Genomic DNA, 18,369 nt, shown 5'->3' on the forward strand with positions numbered 1-18,369 from the left:
AAGTCCAAAATAAGTGATTATTTATAATGACTTGGAGTGAAAATTACATTTTGTGATCTTTCATTTCCTTGTCCATTTTATGGTCCATGGACTTACCGTCTTTCATCATTTTGTCTTTTTTATGATCCATCATTTTACCATCCTTCATGGTTTTATCCATTTTATGGTCCATCATAGCTTTATCATCTTTCATAGTATGCTCCATTTTATGTTCCATACCTTGTTCCATTTTATGGTCCATTGCTTTCATTTCAGCTGAAGCTTGAGTCGCCATTGCCATAGTGAATACACCTGCTAATGTAGCGAATAATGCTGTTTTTTTCATAATAAACTCCTTTAGAGATTGTGAGATTTGTTATTTATAGAAAAGTGTTTTGTACGTAAAAACTTTACGATTTTCACGTATGTGCATTAGACGGAGTTACTTCTGATTTTCTTACAAAAAATTTTAAATTTTTTAAGTTTTTTATTGAAAGGGAGAAAATAATTTTACCCGACTATGTTACAATGCCTCTCAGATACATTTTTTGCGAAATCACGAACTGGGTTCCCTAACCCCAATTTAAACTAAAAAGGTAATTTCAAATGACATATTCATTTTCGATCTTTAACGATCAACAAAAACGTCGGGCATTGGTTCTGCTCAGTTTCTTCCACATTTTTATCATCGCCGCCAGTAACTATCTCGTGCAGATTCCTTTTGAAGTGTATGTGCCGTTGACGTTCTTCGGCGCACAGGAAAATTTCATGTTTCACAGCACGTGGGGCACGCTGACTTTCCCGTTTATTTTCCTGGCAACCGATTTAACCGTTCGCGTGTTCGGCGCCAAAGAAGCGCGCTGGATTATTTTCGTGGTGATGATTCCGGCGTTAATTATCAGCTATGTGGTTTCCACATTATTTTCAGACAGCCAATACCAGGGTTGGCAGGCATTAACTACGTTCAACTTATTCGTGTTCCGTATCGCGCTGGCAAGTTTCTGCGCCTATGTGTTCGGGCAGTTATTGGATGTGTTGGTGTTCAATCGCTTACGCCAACTGAAAACCTGGTGGATTGCGCCGACCAGTTCTATGGTGTTCGGCTCTATGGCGGATACCTATTTATTCTTTGCCATCGCGTTCTACGCCAGCAGCGATCCCTTTATGGCGGAACATTGGATGGAAATCGGTTTCGTGGATTATTTGTTTAAATTGTTCATCGGGTTATTGTTGTTTGTGCCCGCTTACGGCGTGGTGTTAAACATGATTTTACGTAAGATTCAAACCCTAACGGCAGCCGTGCAAACGGAATTTGACGGAAAAATCGAAGAAGCGAACGGATAACAAAATGCCCTGATGATTAAGGGCATTTTTATTGGGAGAGATTAGTCTTTTTGAGCAATAAGTGCGGTCTCTTTTTCAGGTGTTTTTTCTTCTGCCGCCTGCGGTTTGCGGGGTGGCTATCATGGACTGCAACCCTTCCTTACGTAACTGCGCTGCCGCTGTCGTGTCGCCCACCTGTTCAAAGACATAAGACGCCATGGTAATGTCCGCCGGTTCCAGTTTATCTTTATTCGCAATTAACGCCTTAAACACCTCATTGGCTTTGGCAAAATCATTGTTGCGTACATACAGATAACCTAAAGCGCGGTTGGCGCCGCATTGCACCGACGGATTAGCGCCTTTTAACCATTTGCTGATAAATTTAATTAATTTCGTATTATCTTCCGGCTGCAAACGGCTAATTTGTTTGAAAAGCGCTTGATTTAACGGGCTGTTTTCATCGTCCAGTTTTTTCACCAACTCCAACATGAGTTCATAAGCGGATTCATGATCGTTGGCATCAATTAAACGGCTGATGAGCGCCAGTTTAACATAAACATCGTTACGGCGTTTACGCGGTTGCTCATCCCACCAATCCAACAAACCGTCCACGCCTTCTTCGTTCATTTTTTCATCCAGCAAACCGTCTTCCACCCGATGTTGTAACTGAACAAAGCCTTCTGCCGAGTACAAACCGGATTTTTCCACCTGTTCCAAGATGTTATCTAACGCCTGATAGGCTTTGGATTTCAAATAAATATCCACCGCCAGTTTTAAGACTTCCTTATTGCGCCCTTCCATCAACAACAGACTGTCCACGCAGCTACGTGCCGCAGGTAATTTATGTTGTTGCAACAAAATGCGGGTGCGCGCAATTTCCAGAATCAAACTGTCGGAACCGGCGATTTCCGTGGCTTCGATTAAATAACGATTCGCACTGAATTCATCGCCCCGTTGCTGCGCCGCTTCCGCCGCTTTAATGAAATTCAACACCGGTTCATCGGAATGTTTGGCATTTTTGCCGATGAGTTTTTCCGCTTTGGAATAATCGCCTTCATCCATGCGCATTAAGCCTTCCAGCGTTTGTTTTTGCGCTTTCGCCCGTTTACGACGGGAAAACCAGCTGTAAGTGTTATTGCTCAAACGGAAAAAGCGACTGATCGCCACCTCAATGCTGTACACCAACGCCAGCGCAATCACAAAGAAAATCACCAGCGTGGTAATAGACATTTCGATAATCTGGCTTGCGGTTTCAATGCGCACATAGCCTTGTTTACCCGATAAATACGGACCGGCAATTAAGCCCGCCAACAGCAACAACATTAAAAATAGCACTCTGACCATAATCTATTTCTCCTATTGTTGCCCTTGATGGGTATCTTGGTTTGCTTCATTTGCCGGCGCGGAACCCGCTTCATTTTCATTAGCAGGTTTCTCGGCTGCCGGTTTGTCATCGGCGTTGGTTAAATCTTTATCCACGGAAAGGGTGATTTTTTGGACTTCCTGCGGTTGTTTATCCAACAATTTATCCAACGCATTCAAGCTGCTTAATTGGGTCGGCACATCCACATAAATGGACTGTTCCGCCAGCTCATCAAGGGTTTTCAGGAAATTTTGCGCCACTTCGGTGTTGGTATCAAAATAGGTGCGAATCCAGGAAGCTACGGTTTCCAGGGATTGTTTATATAAATCATCCTGCTGACGTGGTACGGCTAAAATGGCGATTTGCAAACGTAAACGAATGTTTTCGCGTAAATAAATATCCTGATTCGGCGCTAACAACGCTTTATTGTCCGCTTTCTTCGGCGTGATACGAATAAAATGATTTAAAAAACTGACCGCACTTTTTTCTGCATTTTCCTTCCAATCGTCCAAAGAGTCCGTCAATTTATCGCTGTTCGGATCCTCATCAAAATTCACATCCAGCACGGTCAGCTCATCCACGTTATTGGCTAACTGGGATAAATTCTGCATGATGGCATTTTGGTCCACATTGTTCAGGGACAATAATTGTTTTAAATCCGCGTTAATGGCGCTACGTACCTGCGCCACTTGTGGCATAGCGACTTTGGAAAGGGTTTCATCGGCAACTTTCAGCAGGGACACGCTGGTATCCACGTCGTTATCCAACACCAATTTACGCAGGGCGTTATTTAACAGAAAGTCTGCTTCGGTCAGCAACCAATCATTCGGCTGCTCCGCTTTGGCTTGATTGGACAAACGTTGCACCTGCTGTTGTAATGCCGACAGGCTTTGTTCTTTGGTGGACAAATTCTGATTCAAGGCGCTGATTTGATCGCTTGCCACTTGGGAAAATTCCGTTAATTTCGCCAGCTGATTTTTTTCCGCACTAAAATCCGGTATGCCGGCGACATCTGCAGAAGTGCCTTTTTGTTGCAATTGGCTTTCAAGTGCGGTCAGTTTTTGCTGTATTTCGTCAACCTGCAGCTGACCGAAATAATAGCCCGCACCACCTAAACCCAACGCAATTAAAAGTGCCAGCAAGCCTAACGAGGAACCGGTTTTCTTCACCACAACGGTTTCATGCACGATCGGTTTTTGCTCTGATGGCGTGATTTTTTCTTCATTTTGTTGCATCGTTTCTGTCTTATCCTCTGCATTTGTTTCAACGTGTTCATTAGGCGTGGTATCTTGTGTCGCTAAATCAAGATCATCGCTGACATCAATTTTATGTTCAATTTCCGCATTGTTTTTCGGATGATTGGATTTCTTGTTAGCCATATTTGTTACCTATAAAAAAAGTGTTGTTTAACGACATTGTAATAAGGTTTGTAATAAAGTTTGATTGTCCGCACGCGGAGAAATCACCACATTTTGCCAGCCTAAGGCTTCCGCTAAATGGGCGATTCGTTCGCTTACTGTAATAAGTTGACAACTTTTTAACCAATTATGTTCATTTTGCGGCACAAAATCCACTAATTGGGTGAGGATTTCGGCACTGGTCGCCACGATGGTTTGAATGCCCGCGCGCTTGCAAATACTGGTTTGTTCGGCGTTATTATAAACGATAGGTTCACGTCGATAACATTCGACAATTTCCACATTCGCCCCACGCTGTTGCGCCTGTTCGGCAAATAATTCACGCCCGCCGTTGCCACGCAAAATTAATACGGTTTTGTCGGACAGATCCTGCATGGCGCTTAATTGCAACAGTCCTTCGCTGTTTTCCTGCGCGGTAGGATAATGCACGGGCATTTCCGTCATGGCGGCAAAATACTGTGCCGTACCTTGCCCGACGGTAAAATAATGCAAATCGCGGCGCCACACAAACCCCGTCGCCGTTAAGGTTTTAAAGGCAGAATCCACCGCACTTTTTGACACCGCAAAAACATAATCGCCATTTTTCAGCTGCGCAAATTTATTCGGCAATTCGTTCAGTTCCGCACCGCTTTCAATACGAAATAACGGCAAATGAATGGCGACAACGCCGGCTTTTGCCAACATATCCACCAGTTGCTGACCGCGTTCATCGGGGCGGGTAACCAAAACTGCCATACGATTTCTTCCTTACGCGTAAATGTCCTGCAAAATTTTATCCGCCCCCTGCGCCAGCAGCTGTTCGGCAATTTGCACACCCAAAATGTCGGCATTTTCCACCGCACTTTTGCCTTCCGCGCAAATAATTATTGAACCGTCCACGCTGCCCACTAAGGCGCGTAAATACAATTCGCCGTCGCGCAACACCGCATAACCGCCGATAGGCACTTGGCAGCCGCCTTGTAAGCGATTGTTCATGGCGCGTTCCGCCAGCACGCAAGAGGTAGTTTCCGCATCCGCCAGCGGTGCCAGTAATTGCTGAACCGCAACATCGTCTGTCCGACATTCAATGCCCACCGCGCCTTGTCCGGCTGCAGGCAGAGATTGTTCCACATTAATAAAAGAAGCGATACGCGATACCAAGCCCAAGCGGATCAAGCCAGCAGAAGCCAAAATAATGGCATCATAGCCGCCGTTATCCAATTTGCTCAAACGCGTGCCCACGTTGCCCCGCAATGAACGAATATCTAAATCGGGACGTAATGTTTTTAACTGACATTGACGACGCAAACTGGAAGTGCCGACCACGGCACCTTGCGGCAATTCCGCTAAAGTGCGGTAAGAATTTGAAACGAATGCATCACGCGGATCTTCCCGTTTGCAAATGACCGCTAACCCAAGCCCCTCGGGAAATTGCATGGGCACATCTTTCATGGAATGTACGGCAATATCCGCCTCTTTATTCAGCAACGCGTTTTCCAGTTCTTTCACAAATAAACCCTTACCACCGATCTTCGCCAAGGGCGAATCCAAAATCACATCGCCTTTCGTAACCATCGGGACAAGTTCCACATTCAGATCAGGATATAACTGCCGTAAGCGGTCTTTCACATAATTCGCCTGCCATAATGCCAAGGGACTTTGGCGGGTTGCAATTTTTAAGTTTTTTTGCGTCATGCTAATGAAATATTTCTTAATGATATAATAAGCACTTATCCTATCATTGTTAGCCAAGAATGTCAGTTTCCATTTAATTTTTTTGCTTTCGCGGCATTCCGATGGTAGAGTAAGCGCCAACTCAGTATTACCGTTGTCACAGGTTAGGATATTACTTGAAGCTTGATCTCAATAAAGCCAGAAAACGCGTGGATTATTTAGATAGACTTCGCATCCAGCGCGCCCTATCCGATACGCCTGAATCCTTTCAACAAGTATTCCGTCTGATTCCGCTGTTGCTCCATTTTAATCACCCCGATTTGCCCGGCTACATTGCCGATGCGCCGTGCGGTATTGTGCATTTTGTTGCCAATAAATTTCAGCAGAATTATCTCAAACATAATTTTTCCCCTGACAGCATAAAAAACATTTTAAAATCCCACCGCACTTTTCGCGAACGGGTGATTCTCGGCGTATATGTGATGGGCAGTATCGCCTCCATTGCGCAAACGCCTTTTTCCGATTTGGACATTTGGCTTTGCCATCGGGAGGATTTGAGCCCGCAAGCGCGCCAATTATTACAACAAAAAATCGAATTGATTCAACAATGGGCAAAACGTTTTCATGTGGAAATCAACTTCTATTTAATGGATCAAAAACGCTTCCGCTGCTTCCGCGATACAGAACCCGTCGGCATTGAAAACTGCGGTTCGGCTCAATATATGTTGCTGCTTGATGAATTTTATCGCTCCGCTATTCGCCTTGCAGGTAAACCCTTGTTATGGCTACATTTAGCCGTTGAAAACGAAGCGGATTACGAGGCGGAAATCGAGCGCCTGGCACAAAATGGCGAGCTGGATTTAAATGATTGGGTGGATTTCGGCGGGCTGGGCAGCTTATCGGCAAACGAATATTTCGGCGCCAGCCTCTGGCAGCTGTACAAAGGGATCGATTATCCGTATAAATCCCTGCTCAAAATTTTATTGTTGGAAGCCTATTCACACGATTATCCGAACACCTTCTTAATTTCCCGCGAATTTAAACAGGCGCTGCTGAGCAATCAGCGCAAAGTTGAACACAAATTTGACGCTTATCTTGCCATGTTGCAACGGGTAACCACCTATTTAACCCAGCAAAAGGAATTCAAGCGCTTGGATTTCGTGCGTTGTTGTTTTTACATTAAAGTCCACGAAAATGAAGTGGAACCGGAACAAAGCAACTGGCGTCTGGATAAATTACTCAAGCTCACCCAGCAGTGGGGTTGGAAGTGCGGTCAGCTGGAACACTTAAATCACCGTGCCCAATGGAAAATCAAACAAACCACCAAAGTACATAACGATTTGATTAAATTCCTGATGTTAAGTTATCGTAATTTGGTGAATTTTGCCCGCAAACATCAGGTCAATGCCAGCATTATGCCGCAGGATATGAGCATCTTAACCCGCAAGCTTTATACCGCGTTTGAAGAGCTGCCGGGCAAAGTGACCTTGCTCAACCCGCAACTGGCGGTGGATTTGTCGGAAAAATACCTGACCTTCATTGAAGTAAAAAATAACCGCCGCTTTAAAGACGGCTGGTATCTCGTCAATCAAACGCCGACGGTGCAAGGTTTTAGCCGACCGCGTTACACGGAATATAATGAAAGCCTGAATAAATTGGTGGCATGGGCGTACTTCAATCGTTTGCTGACCGCCAACACCGAATTGTTCATTGCCAGTGAAAACGTGGATTTGAAAACCTTACGCCAATACGTCACCGATTTACGTTTAGCCTTCTCGCTGGAAAGTCAATTCGCCAATAATTCCGAGTTGAGCCATCCTTGTGAAATTCGTAATCTGGCAGTCATCGTCAATTTAACGCAGGATCCGACTCGCCATTTAACGGAAGTCAAATCCAGCATTCAATCCAGTGATTTATTCAGTTTCGGACCGAATGAAGAAAGTTTGGTGGGCAGCATTGATCTCACTTATCGCAATGTGTGGAATGAAATCCGCACGTTACACTTTGAAGGGGCAAATGCGATTTTGCTGGCGTTGAAAGTGCTTTCCAACAAAATCTATCGTGGCGCGCCGTTGCCGCAACAGGTTCAAGTCTTCTGTTACAGCCGTTATTACCGCCACGCCTTGCGTCGCATCGTGACCACCCTGATTAATAAATGTATCAGCATTCAAGTGGGAACCGCCGAACCGCCGAAAAATAATCTGTTACGCGTTGCCGGCAAAAACTGGCAATTCTTCTTTGAAGAACGCGGTATCAGCTTGCAGGAAATTCATAATGCGGACATCGGCAAAACGCACCAATTAGACGCCGCACTTAATGCCAAAGTCAAAGCGACGGAGCCGAAAATCGCCAAACCGCACAAATACCCGCACGAAATCGATATGTTCGCCAGCGAAGGCTTCCTGCAATTTTTCTTTGAAGATAATGCGAACGGCAGCTTTAACGTGTACATTCTCGACGAACTGAATCGAATTGAAATTTATCGCAACTGCGACGGCACGAAAGAGAAAAAAATTCATGAGATAAACCGAATTTATCAGTTATCCGGCTTGGATGAAAATGAGAATCCGTATAAAATCGTGCAACGTGATTTTAACTATCCGCAATTTTATCAACTCGTCACGACCAAAGAAGGCGCGACCATCGTTCCATTCCATAGTCGCTTGGCTTTATCCTAAAGGTTTTATATGACTGATAAATTAAAAGTATTAATTATTGATGACCATCCGTTAATGCGTCGTGGAATCAAACAACTCGTTGAATTGGAAGAGGGTTTTGAAGTTGTCGGCGGCGCAGGGAACGGCACCGAAGGCATTAATCTAGCATTACAAACCTCACCCGATTTGATTATTTTAGATCTGAACATGAAGGGGCTTTCAGGGTTGGATACGCTCAAAGCATTAAGAGCGGAGGGTGTGGATGCGCGAATCGTAATTCTCACGGTGTCCGACGCGAAAAATGATATTTTCACGTTAATTGACGCCGGCGCAGACGGTTATTTATTGAAAGACACCGAACCCGATACTTTGCTTTCTCAGCTGAAACAAATCGCCCAAGGGGAAGTGATTTTAAGCGATTCCATCAAAAATTTACTGCTGGAACGTCAATCTTCTCAAGAACCCATTTATTCCCTCACTGATCGCGAAATGGACGTGCTGCGTTTAATCGCCACCGGGCTTTCCAACAAGCAAATTGCAGGGCAATTATTCATTTCGGAAGAAACCGTCAAAGTGCATATTCGTAATTTATTACGCAAGCTCAATGTACATTCCCGAGTTGCCGCAACCGTATTGTATTTTGAACATAAAAATGGTTAAGTCCGTTTATTGAATCCCCCCTTCCAAATAGCCGGCGTGATTGTCGGCTATTTTTATGGAAAGCCCTTGACCGACCTCAGGAAATATTTTGAAAATCCACCGCACTTTGCATTGCAGGGCTTTAGCCTAACGGGTACACTACTGACGTTTGATTTTGAGGTAAATATGAAGCAATCGGACAATCGGATAACACATTGGACAGCCAAAACAATTTTCGTTTTTTGTTTTTTTTGGCATCCGTCGGTATGGGCGGAGCATCTTGTTGACTTGCAAATCACCGGCATCAAAAATGAAAAGTTAAATGAAAACGTACGAATTTACACCAATGCCATAGAAAAAGACGACATGGACGGTTCCGATCGTTATCAGGAATCCGTTCGTCAGGCGGTGGATAAAGGCTTGCGCGCTTTCGGTTATTATGAAAGTGCGATCAGTTTTGAACTCAAAAATCGCGCTAAATCCAATAAACCCTTATTAATCGCTCATGTCACCGTCGGCAATCCGGTGAAAATCACCGCCACCGACGTGGTTATCAGCGGACAGGCGGAAGAAGATCCTGAATTTGCCAAGCTGGAAAGAAAAGTGCCGAAACCGGGCACGGTGCTGAATCATGAAACCTACGACGATTACAAAAGTTCGTTGCAACAACTCGCCTTAACCCGTGGCTATTTCGACGCGGGGTTTGAAACCTCACGCTTAGAAGTGATGCCTTCCACTTATCAAGCGTGGTGGAAACTTCACTTTAATTCAAAAGCCCGTTATCACTACGGCAAAATCAATTTCCAACACGCGCAAGTTCGCGAAGATTATTTGCGTAATATGCTGAATATTCAGCCCGGTGAAGACTATTTACTCAGCGATCTTTCCACCCTGACCAACCATTATTCTTCCACCAACTGGTTTAGCTCGGTGCTGTTACAACCACATTTGGATGATGAACATAAATTGGTCGATCTGGACGTGTTGCTTTATCCGCGCAAGAAAAACATCATGAGCGTGGGTATCGGTTATTCCACCGATGTGGGCCCTCGCCTGCAATGGAGCTGGACCAAGCCTTGGATTAACGATCGCGGACATAGCGTAAGAAGCAATATGTATATTTCTTCACCGAAACAGACGTTGGAACTCACGTACAAACACCCTTTATTGAAAAATCCGCTGAATTATTACTACGAATATTCCGCCGGTTTCGAAAATGAAAATACAAACGACACCAAAACCACCGCCTCTACCCTTGCCGCCTTGCGTTACTGGAATCATCCGACGGGCTGGCAATATTCACTGGGGTTACGGGTGCGTCATGATTCCTTTACCCAAGCGGAAATCAGCGATAAAACCTTGCTCATCTACCCAACGACCTCCCTCACCCGCACCCGTTTACGCGGCGGCGCGTTTCCCGACTGGGGTGATTCGCAACGTATCACTTTTGATTTCGGGCGTAAGTTTTGGCTATCCGACGTGGATTTTTGGAAAATTCAGGCATCCACCGCATGGATTCGAACCTACGCACAAAATCACCGTTTTCTTACGCGCTTAGAAGCCGGCGTGTTAAATACTGCCAGCATTCACCGCATTCCGCCTTCTTTACGTTTCTTCGCCGGTGGCGATCGTAGCGTACGCGGTTACGGCTATAAAAAAATCTCACCGAAAGATCGCAATGGCAAACTCATCGGCGGTTCGCGCTTACTTACCGGTTCCATCGAATATCAATATCAGGTTTATCCGGATTGGTGGCTCGCCACCTTCGTGGACAGCGGGTTCGCGGCAAATTCGTTTGATATGAACGAATTGCGTTACGGCACGGGCGTTGGTGTGCGTTGGGCATCGCCGGTGGGCGCGATTAAATTTGATATTGCCACGCCGGTGCGCGATAAAGACAACAGTAAAAATATTCAATTTTATATCGGGTTGGGTTCCGAGCTATAACCCCCATCAACAAGAACGGATAATAAAATGACAGAACACACGGAACAAGCACCGCAAACGCCTGCACCGAAAAAGAAAAAAAACAAATGGCGCCGCCTTCTCTGCGCCATAAGTGCGGTCGTTTTTTTTCCTGTTTTTGCCCTGTTGGGTATGCTTGCCACAGAAAGCGGGCAGCATAAACTGATTCAATGGGCGGATGATTTCACAAATGCCCTTTCCATTGAACGGATAGAAGGCAATTTAAGTGAAGGTTTGGTGCTAACCGATGTGCGTTTCCAAACGCAAGGCATCGGCGTCCGGGTAAACCAAGCCCGCCTGCAAATACAATTAAGCTGTTTGTGGCAATTGAAGGTTTGCGTTGATGACATCAGCCTGCAACAACCCGGCATTCAAATTGATACCGCCCTCTTGCCGCCGTCGGAACAAAAGCCCAAAAAAAGCGCGCCGATGAAGCGCATTTCCCTCCCTGTTTCCGTACAGGTTAGTCAGCTTGCCGTGAAAGAATTGAGCCTGCTGATTGACAAAAACCAAATGCACTTGGCGACATTTCACACCGCCGCCGGCTTAAATAATGAAACGGGGCTCACCCTCTCCCCAACCCAAATCGACGATTTTCGTTTTGTTCAACAGCTCACTGAAAACACGTCACAGAAAGCCGAGGTTAAACCGGCAAAGACCACACCAGGCACGCCGATTAACTGGGAAAAACTGGAACAGGATCTTAGCCGTCCGTTACTTGCCGATTTACCAAAAATCGACTTGCCTTTTGATATGCACGTTCAAGGCATTAGCGGGAAAAATTGGCAATATCAACTCATTAACGATAAACAGGAAACTCTACAGGACATTTTGGTTTCTTCCGTCGAACTGCAAGCCGACGCGACGGATTATGCGGTGCAGTTACAAAAATTTAACGTGAAAAGCACCCTCGGTGACTTAACGACAAACGGGCAAATGCAATTGAACGACGATTTTCCGCTGCAATTGGCATTACGGGGGGATTTCAACACCTTCAAACACAATAATGACATGTTGTTCCCTGCAAGCAAAATCGATCTAACGCTTTCAGGATCGCTGAAAAAACAGACCGCACTTTCCCTGCAAACCCAAGGTGCGTTAGAAGCGACACTGGAAGCGCAGGCACAATTGAATGCGCCGAAACTGCCGTTAACGCTGCACTTTACTGCCGACAAAGCACAATACCCGTTTAACGATAAAGATCCGTTGAAAATTAACGATCTGGTGTTGGATGTTGAAGGAGATTTACTGGCGGCACAAGTGAACTTAAAAAGTGCGGTCAGCGGTATGGGTATTCCCGCCAGCACCTTTGAATTACAGGCGGTTGGTCATTTATCCAATGTAGAAATCAACCGTCTGCTGCTGAAAGCTTTAAACGGTTCGGCGGAACTGCAAGGCAATTTGAACTGGCGTGACGGCATCGCCTGGGACAGCCATTTGCAACTGGCGAAAATCAACGTAGGCAAATACTTATCCGTCTTCCCCGCCCGGTTATCGGGCAAATTAAGCTCGCAGGGCAAAGCCAATCAAAGCGGTTGGCAGGTTGCCGTGCCGGAATTGGACATTCAAGGAACGCTGTCCCAACGCCCGCTGAACCTGAAAGGCAATTTCACCGCCGGCGATCAGCAGCTGCTCAATATCCCGCAGTTATTGCTCACTTATGGCGACAATAAAATTGAGGCGCAAGGCTATCTCGGCGACACATCGGATTTTAACCTGAATATTAACGCACCGAATTTACAAGGCTTGTGGGCGGATTTATCGGCGGGTTTAAAAGGCAACGTAAAATTAAACGGCAGCCTCACCCGACCGAGTATTCATGCGGATTTAACCGCAAGCCGCTTTGCGTTCCAACAAATGCACCTGAACCAAGCTCTGATTAAAGGTGAAATCAACAGCGCGGAACAAATTAGCGGTCAGCTGGAGGTGAATTTAAACGGCTTTAATTACAACGACATCAAAGTAAATCAGCTCAAATTAACAGCAAACGGCGACGAACAGAAACACAGTGTGCAGCTACAATCGGACAGCAATCCGGTGGCGGCTAACGTAAATTTCACCGGAAATTTCGACCGCACTTTACAGCAATGGAAAGGCACGTTAAGCCAAATGATGATTAAATCGGACTTTGGCAACCTACAAACCAACCAAAATGTTGCCGTCACTTACGACAATAAAAACACCGAAGCCACTATTTCCGCGCACTGCTGGATACACAGCCACGCGGATTTATGTTTCCCGCAAAACTTTAAAGTCGGTGTAAACGGTGAAGTACCGTTTGACATTAAGCGCTTTGACCTGGCTTTCATCAATAAACTGCTTGAACAGGAACTGCTCAGCGGTCAGCTAAACAGTCAGGGCAAAGTGGCTTGGTTTACCGATAAGCCGTTACAGGCGGAGTTACAACTTAACGGCAATCATGTGTCGCTGACGCAAAAAGTGGATCGTAAAACCTTCCGCCTGACAATGCCGCAAATCGGTTTAAACGCCAATTTAGCCAACAATAACCTGGCGCTGAAATCCGAGATTCATCTTCAGGATCAAGGGCGAATCGGCGCCGATCTGAAACTCTCGGATATTGCCAATGCCCGTAACCTGGGCGGCACATTCAGCATTCAAAACCTGAATCTGAATTTGGCGAACCAACTGCTTAACCGTGATGATCAGGTTAATGGCGCACTGAGAACCAATCTCACCCTTGGCGGCAGTTTAACCGCGCCGACCCTCAACGGCGATGTTAATCTAAACAAACTCACCGCCAAAATACGCTCATTGCCTTTTGACATTACCGAAAGCGAGCTGACGTTGCGTTTTGCCGGCACCGGTTCCACCCTGCAAGGGTATGTACAAACCGCCGATAGCCGTTTAAACCTGAGCGGTGAGGCAAATTGGAAAAATGTGAATGACTGGCGCACCCATTTACACGCTGAGGCGGATAAATTTAAAGTGGATATTCCGTCTATAGCAAGACTGAGAATCAGCCCGAATATCGACATCAGTGCAACACCAAAGCTGTTGGAACTTTCCGGCAATATTGATATTCCCTGGGCGCGCATTGCCATTGAAAACCTGCCGGACAGTGCGGTGGCGGTCAGCTCTGATGAAGTGATTTTAAATGGCAATAAGAAGAGTACTCTGCCGAAAGCCTTGCCGAGCGAAACCCAAAGCGGCATGGCAATTCGTTCTGATTTAAGAATCAATATCGGCGACGATGTCAGTTTAAATGCCTACGGTTTGAAAACCCATCTCCATGGGTTGCTCTCGGTGAAACAGGAAAAAGGTAATTTGGGGCTTTACGGCGAGGTCAATCTGAAAAACGGTCGCTACGCTTCTTTCGGACAGGATTTGATTATCCGTAAGGGACTCATCAGTTTTGTCGGTCAACCGTCGCAACCGATGCTGAATATTGAAGCGATTCGCAATCCGGAAGCCATGGAAGATGCAAGCGTTACTGCCGGTGTGAAAGTGAACGGTATAGCGACCGCACCCAGTGTAACCATTTTCTCCGAACCGGGAATGCCGCAGGATCAAGCGCTATCTTACATTTTAACCGGTCGTTCCTTAGAAAACAGCGGCGATACTGCTTCCAGCGGTTCTGTAGGCGCCGCTTTGCTCGGCATGGGGCTCGCCAAAAGTGGTAATGTGGTCGGAGGAATCGGCAAAGCCTTTGGTATCAAAGATCTGAACCTGAGTACCGCCGGGGTGGGAGACAGATCTAAAGTAGTGGTCAGCGGTACCATTACACCACGCTTACAGGTAAAATACGGCGTTGGGTTATTTGACGGTTTAGCCGAAGTAACTCTGCGTTATCGGCTATTGCCGCAACTTTATGTTCAATCCGTCTCGGGTGTTAATCAAGCCTTTGATTTACTCTATCAATTTGAATTTTAATTATGAATAACGAAAATTTACTCAAGAAAGCGAACGAACTCTACGCCCGACGTGGCGAAGTGCGTGAAATCGCCGCGATCGACTTGGGTTCCAACAGCTTTCACATGATCATCGCCCGTATCGTCAACGGCACGTTACAGGTGCTATCCCGCCTGAAACAAAAAGTCCAGCTTGCGGAAGGTTTGGATGAAAACCAAGTGTTAAGCCGGGCGGCAATTGAACGTGGGGTAAATTGTCTGGCGTTATTTGCCGAACGCTTGCAGGGGTTTTCTACCGAAAACGTGAGCGTTGTCGGCACTTACACTCTACGACGCGCATTGAATAACGACGTGTTTTTACGTCAAGCTGCCAACGTGTTTCCTTATCAAATTAATATTATCAGCGGCAAAACCGAAGCCAAAACCATCTACGCCGGCGTTTGCCACACCCAACCGGAAACCGGACGTAAATTCGTTATTGATATTGGCGGTGGCTCAACAGAGATGATTATCGGCGATAACTTCACGCCGTTAATTTACGAAAGCCGTCACGTAGGCTGCGTCAGTTTTGCGAAAAAATTCTTTCCGAACGGCGAAATCAGCGCAGAAAATTTTCGGCAGGCAAAACAAAGCGCATTGAATAAAATTGAAGATCTCGCCTGGGAATATCGTAACCTGGGCTGGCAATCGGTGCTGGGTTCATCGGGGACGATCAAAACCGTGCATCAAGTAATTTGCGAAAATATCGATCCCAACGGTACCATCACGGCACCCCGCTTAGACCAATTGATTGAACAAACCTTACAATATTCCCATTTTAATCAGCTGAAATTTAATGGTTTAAATCCTGATCGCGCCGATGTGTTTGTGCCGGGATTAGCGATTTTAAGTGCGGTTTTTGAAAATTTTCACATTGAAAAAATGCGATATTCCGACGGTGCATTGCGCGAAGGCGTGATGTATAGCCTGGAGCAAAATTTTCAGGTCAACAATATTCGGGAGCGCACCGCACTGGGTCTGGCGGAACAATTTAATATCGATCAGGCACAGGCGGAGCGGGTGTATCAAAGCGCGGCTTTATTATTTAACCAATATAATGCCTGGCAAAATGCCGAACTGATTCCGGAAATGCAGGATGTGCTTTTTTGGGCGGCGCGTTTGCATGAAGTGGGCATTGTGATTAACCATAAAGCCATGCAGAAACATTCCGCGTATATTTTATACAACACGGAACTGCCCGGTTTTGACAACGAGCAGCATCGTCTGCTTTCCACCTTGGTACGCTATCATATCGGTAACTTTAAACTGCCGGATATGTTCAAGTTTTCCCGCTATAACGAAAAAGACGTTTTAGCCCTCATCCGTATTTTACGTTTGGCGGCGATTATTAATCGCTCTCGTCAAGCCACCGAGAAGACCGAAAAAATCATCTTGAAAAACGACCGCACTTTTAGCAATTGGCAGTTGGAATTTGAGGCAGATTATTTAACCCATAACCCGTTACTGAAAAATGATTTGGCGCTGGAAAATCGTTTTTTACAAACCCTGGAATTAAGCCTGTCGGCACGTTGATTTCGTGATAAATAAAAAATCCCCGTTACATCATATAACGGGGATTTTTGTTATATAAGCCGATTACGCTTTAGGACCGGCAGAAATTAAGGCTTTGCCTTCTGCATTGGTGGCGTATTTTTCGAAGTTCTTCACAAAACGACCGGCAAGATCTTTCGCTTTGACTTCCCATTGTGCTTTATCGGCATAAGTATCACGCGGATCTAAGATAGCCGGGTCAACGCCCGGTAACGCGTTAGGAATTGCCAAGTTGAAGATTGGTAATTCGCTCATTTGCGCTTTTTCGATAGAACCGTCTAAGATGGCATCGATAATACCGCGCGTATCTTTAATGGAGATACGTTTGCCTGTGCCGTTCCAACCGGTGTTCACCAAATAGGCTTCCGCACCTGCTGCTTGCATACGTTTCACCAACACTTCCGCATATTGGGTTGGGTGGAGGGTTAAGAACGCCGCACCGAAACAGGCGGAGAAAGTTGGAGTCGGTTCGGTAATACCACGTTCGGTACCGGCTAATTTCGCGGTGAAACCGGATAAGAAGTAGTATTTGGTTTGTTCCGGTGTCAATTTAGAAACCGGCGGCAACACGCCGAAAGCGTCAGCGGTTAAGAAAATCACTTTAGTGGCGTGACCTGCACGGGAAACCGGTTTAACGATGTTATCGATGTGATAAATCGGATAGGAAACACGGGTGTTTTCGGTTTTGGAACCGTCGTCGAAATCCACGGAACCGTCTGCGCGAACCACCACGTTTTCTAATAAAGCGTCACGGCGGATTGCGCGATAAATATCCGGTTCGTTTTCTTCGGAAAGATGAATAGTTTTCGCATAGCAACCCCCTTCAAAGTTGAAGATACCCACATCATCCCAACCGTGTTCATCGTCACCGATTAGCTCACGTTTCGGATCGGTAGAAAGGGTGGTTTTACCGGTACCGGACAAGCCGAAGAACACGGCAACATCACCGTCTTTGCCTACGTTAGCGGAACAGTGCATTGCGCCCACGCCTTTCAACGGTAGGAAGTAGTTCATCATAGAGAACATACCTTTCTTCATTTCTCCGCCGTACCAGGTGCCGCCGATTAATTGAATACGTTCGGTTAAGTTGAACGCTACAAAGTTTTCGGAATTCAAACCTTGTGCTTTCCAGTTCGGGTTGGTGCATTTAGAACCGTTCATCACCACGAAACTTGGTTTGAAATCTTTTAATTCGGCGTCGGTCGGACGAATAAACATATTTTTCACGAAATGCGCCTGCCATGCCACTTCAGTCACGATACGCACCGCAATACGGTCTTTTTCGCTGGCGCCGCAGAAACCGTCGATCACGAACAAGCGTTTGCCGGAAAGCTCTTTGGTGACGATGTCTTTCAAGCTTGCCCAAGTTTCTTGCGTCATCGGTTTATTGTCGTTTTTCGCCGCGTCGGAAGTCCACCAAACGGTGTCTTTGGTGGTGTCATCTAAAACGATATATTTATCCTTAGGAGAACGTCCGGTAAAAATGCCGGTATCTACAGCGACCGCACCGGTGGTGGTTACGGTGCCTTTTTCGAAACCTTCCAAGCCCGGTTTGGTTTCTTCTTCAAAAAGTTGTTCATAACTTGGGTTATAAACCACTTCTTTTACATTATGAATACCAATTGCCTCAAGCTCTCTAATTACGTTGTTTACATCTGTCATAATACTTCACCTCACTGTGTTAAAAGTTAAAAATTGGACAATATTCTATGAAAATTTCTCCCCAAAAACTGTTAGCTTGATCAAATATTTGAACATTGCTTTATTTTTTATTGCATTTTAGGTAAATTTACCCGCCGATTTGAGAAGCATTTTTGCCCTATTAAAAATAACACAAAAAAACCACCGCACTTTCAATGGGAACTTATGATTTGACGCCCGTTCTAAGTAACACAATGACCAACCACCCGGAA

11 protein-coding genes and 1 pseudogene are annotated in these 18,369 nt (G+C 45.7%); 6 read left to right on the forward strand and 6 right to left on the reverse strand.

What is annotated here, in order from left to right; genetic code table 11:
* Positions 1-43 precede the first annotated feature (43 nt).
* Complete coding sequence (locus tag DK423_RS06490; protein ID WP_005540529.1) at positions 44-325, reverse strand: hypothetical protein; 282 nt, start codon at positions 323-325, stop codon at positions 44-46.
* Positions 326-585: 260 nt separating this feature from the next.
* On the opposite strand from DK423_RS06490, the gene DK423_RS06495 reads away from it, so the two are divergent.
* Positions 586-1,323: a 7-cyano-7-deazaguanine/7-aminomethyl-7-deazaguanine transporter gene (locus DK423_RS06495; RefSeq protein WP_005559500.1), complete on the forward strand. Its 738-nt coding sequence runs from the start codon at positions 586-588 to the stop codon at positions 1,321-1,323.
* Positions 1,324-1,364: 41 nt separating this feature from the next.
* Here DK423_RS06495 and DK423_RS06500 read toward each other — a convergent pair.
* From DK423_RS06500 to hemC, 4 genes and pseudogenes are all read right to left on the reverse strand, one after another.
* A pseudogene (locus DK423_RS06500) lies at positions 1,365-2,646 on the reverse strand (heme biosynthesis HemY N-terminal domain-containing protein).
* Between the two features lie 12 nt (positions 2,647-2,658).
* On the reverse strand, positions 2,659-4,044 hold the full coding sequence (locus DK423_RS06505; RefSeq protein WP_109043927.1) for a uroporphyrinogen-III C-methyltransferase: 1,386 nt from the start codon (positions 4,042-4,044) through the stop codon (positions 2,659-2,661).
* Between the two features lie 27 nt (positions 4,045-4,071).
* Positions 4,072-4,818, reverse strand: coding sequence for a uroporphyrinogen-III synthase (locus DK423_RS06510; RefSeq protein WP_005559495.1), 747 nt, complete (start codon positions 4,816-4,818; stop codon positions 4,072-4,074).
* Positions 4,819-4,830: 12 nt separating this feature from the next.
* Positions 4,831-5,757, reverse strand: a complete 927-nt coding sequence (hemC, locus tag DK423_RS06515; protein ID WP_061885965.1) for a hydroxymethylbilane synthase — start codon at positions 5,755-5,757, stop codon at positions 4,831-4,833.
* Between the two features lie 155 nt (positions 5,758-5,912).
* Here hemC and DK423_RS06520 point away from each other — a divergent pair, with 155 nt between their 5' ends.
* From DK423_RS06520 to ppx, 5 genes are all read left to right on the forward strand, one after another.
* Positions 5,913-8,414 (forward strand): class I adenylate cyclase, encoded by a 2,502-nt coding sequence (locus tag DK423_RS06520; protein WP_005559491.1) that lies wholly within the window; start codon positions 5,913-5,915, stop codon positions 8,412-8,414.
* Positions 8,415-8,423: 9 nt separating this feature from the next.
* Complete coding sequence (narL, locus tag DK423_RS06525) at positions 8,424-9,053, forward strand: two-component system response regulator NarL (protein WP_005559490.1); 630 nt, start codon at positions 8,424-8,426, stop codon at positions 9,051-9,053.
* A 66-nt stretch (positions 9,054-9,119) separates the two neighbouring features.
* Positions 9,120-10,979, forward strand: coding sequence for an autotransporter assembly complex protein TamA (gene tamA, locus DK423_RS06530; protein WP_005559488.1), 1,860 nt, complete (start codon positions 9,120-9,122; stop codon positions 10,977-10,979).
* A gap of 27 nt (positions 10,980-11,006) precedes the next feature.
* Complete coding sequence (gene tamB / locus DK423_RS06535; RefSeq protein ID WP_109043928.1) at positions 11,007-14,888, forward strand: autotransporter assembly complex protein TamB; 3,882 nt, start codon at positions 11,007-11,009, stop codon at positions 14,886-14,888.
* A 2-nt stretch (positions 14,889-14,890) separates the two neighbouring features.
* Positions 14,891-16,438 (forward strand): exopolyphosphatase, encoded by a 1,548-nt coding sequence (ppx, locus tag DK423_RS06540; protein ID WP_005559484.1) that lies wholly within the window; start codon positions 14,891-14,893, stop codon positions 16,436-16,438.
* A gap of 63 nt (positions 16,439-16,501) precedes the next feature.
* On the opposite strand, the gene pckA is transcribed toward ppx, so the two are convergent.
* Positions 16,502-18,118 (reverse strand): phosphoenolpyruvate carboxykinase (ATP), encoded by a 1,617-nt coding sequence (gene pckA / locus DK423_RS06545; RefSeq protein WP_005559482.1) that lies wholly within the window; start codon positions 18,116-18,118, stop codon positions 16,502-16,504.
* Positions 18,119-18,369: the final 251 nt, after the last annotated feature.

This window comes from Aggregatibacter actinomycetemcomitans (assembly GCF_003130205.1).
Taxonomy (GTDB): Bacteria; Pseudomonadota; Gammaproteobacteria; order Enterobacterales; family Pasteurellaceae; genus Aggregatibacter; species Aggregatibacter actinomycetemcomitans_A.

Excerpts from the sequence above, each read along its gene's own strand:
- pckA (WP_005559482.1), bottom strand. The coding sequence starts at position 18,118 with ATGACAGATGTAAACAACGTAATTAGAGAGCTTGAGGCAATTGGTATT.
- tamB (WP_109043928.1), top strand. The coding sequence starts at position 11,007 with ATGACAGAACACACGGAACAAGCACCGCAAACGCCTGCACCGAAAAAG.
- DK423_RS06490 (WP_005540529.1), bottom strand. The coding sequence starts at position 325 with ATGAAAAAAACAGCATTATTCGCTACATTAGCAGGTGTATTCACTATG.
- hemC (WP_061885965.1), bottom strand. The coding sequence starts at position 5,757 with ATGACGCAAAAAAACTTAAAAATTGCAACCCGCCAAAGTCCCTTGGCA.
- DK423_RS06495 (WP_005559500.1), top strand. The coding sequence starts at position 586 with ATGACATATTCATTTTCGATCTTTAACGATCAACAAAAACGTCGGGCA.
- DK423_RS06510 (WP_005559495.1), bottom strand. The coding sequence starts at position 4,818 with ATGGCAGTTTTGGTTACCCGCCCCGATGAACGCGGTCAGCAACTGGTG.
- ppx (WP_005559484.1), top strand. The coding sequence starts at position 14,891 with ATGAATAACGAAAATTTACTCAAGAAAGCGAACGAACTCTACGCCCGA.
- DK423_RS06505 (WP_109043927.1), bottom strand. The coding sequence starts at position 4,044 with ATGGCTAACAAGAAATCCAATCATCCGAAAAACAATGCGGAAATTGAA.
- narL (WP_005559490.1), top strand. The coding sequence starts at position 8,424 with ATGACTGATAAATTAAAAGTATTAATTATTGATGACCATCCGTTAATG.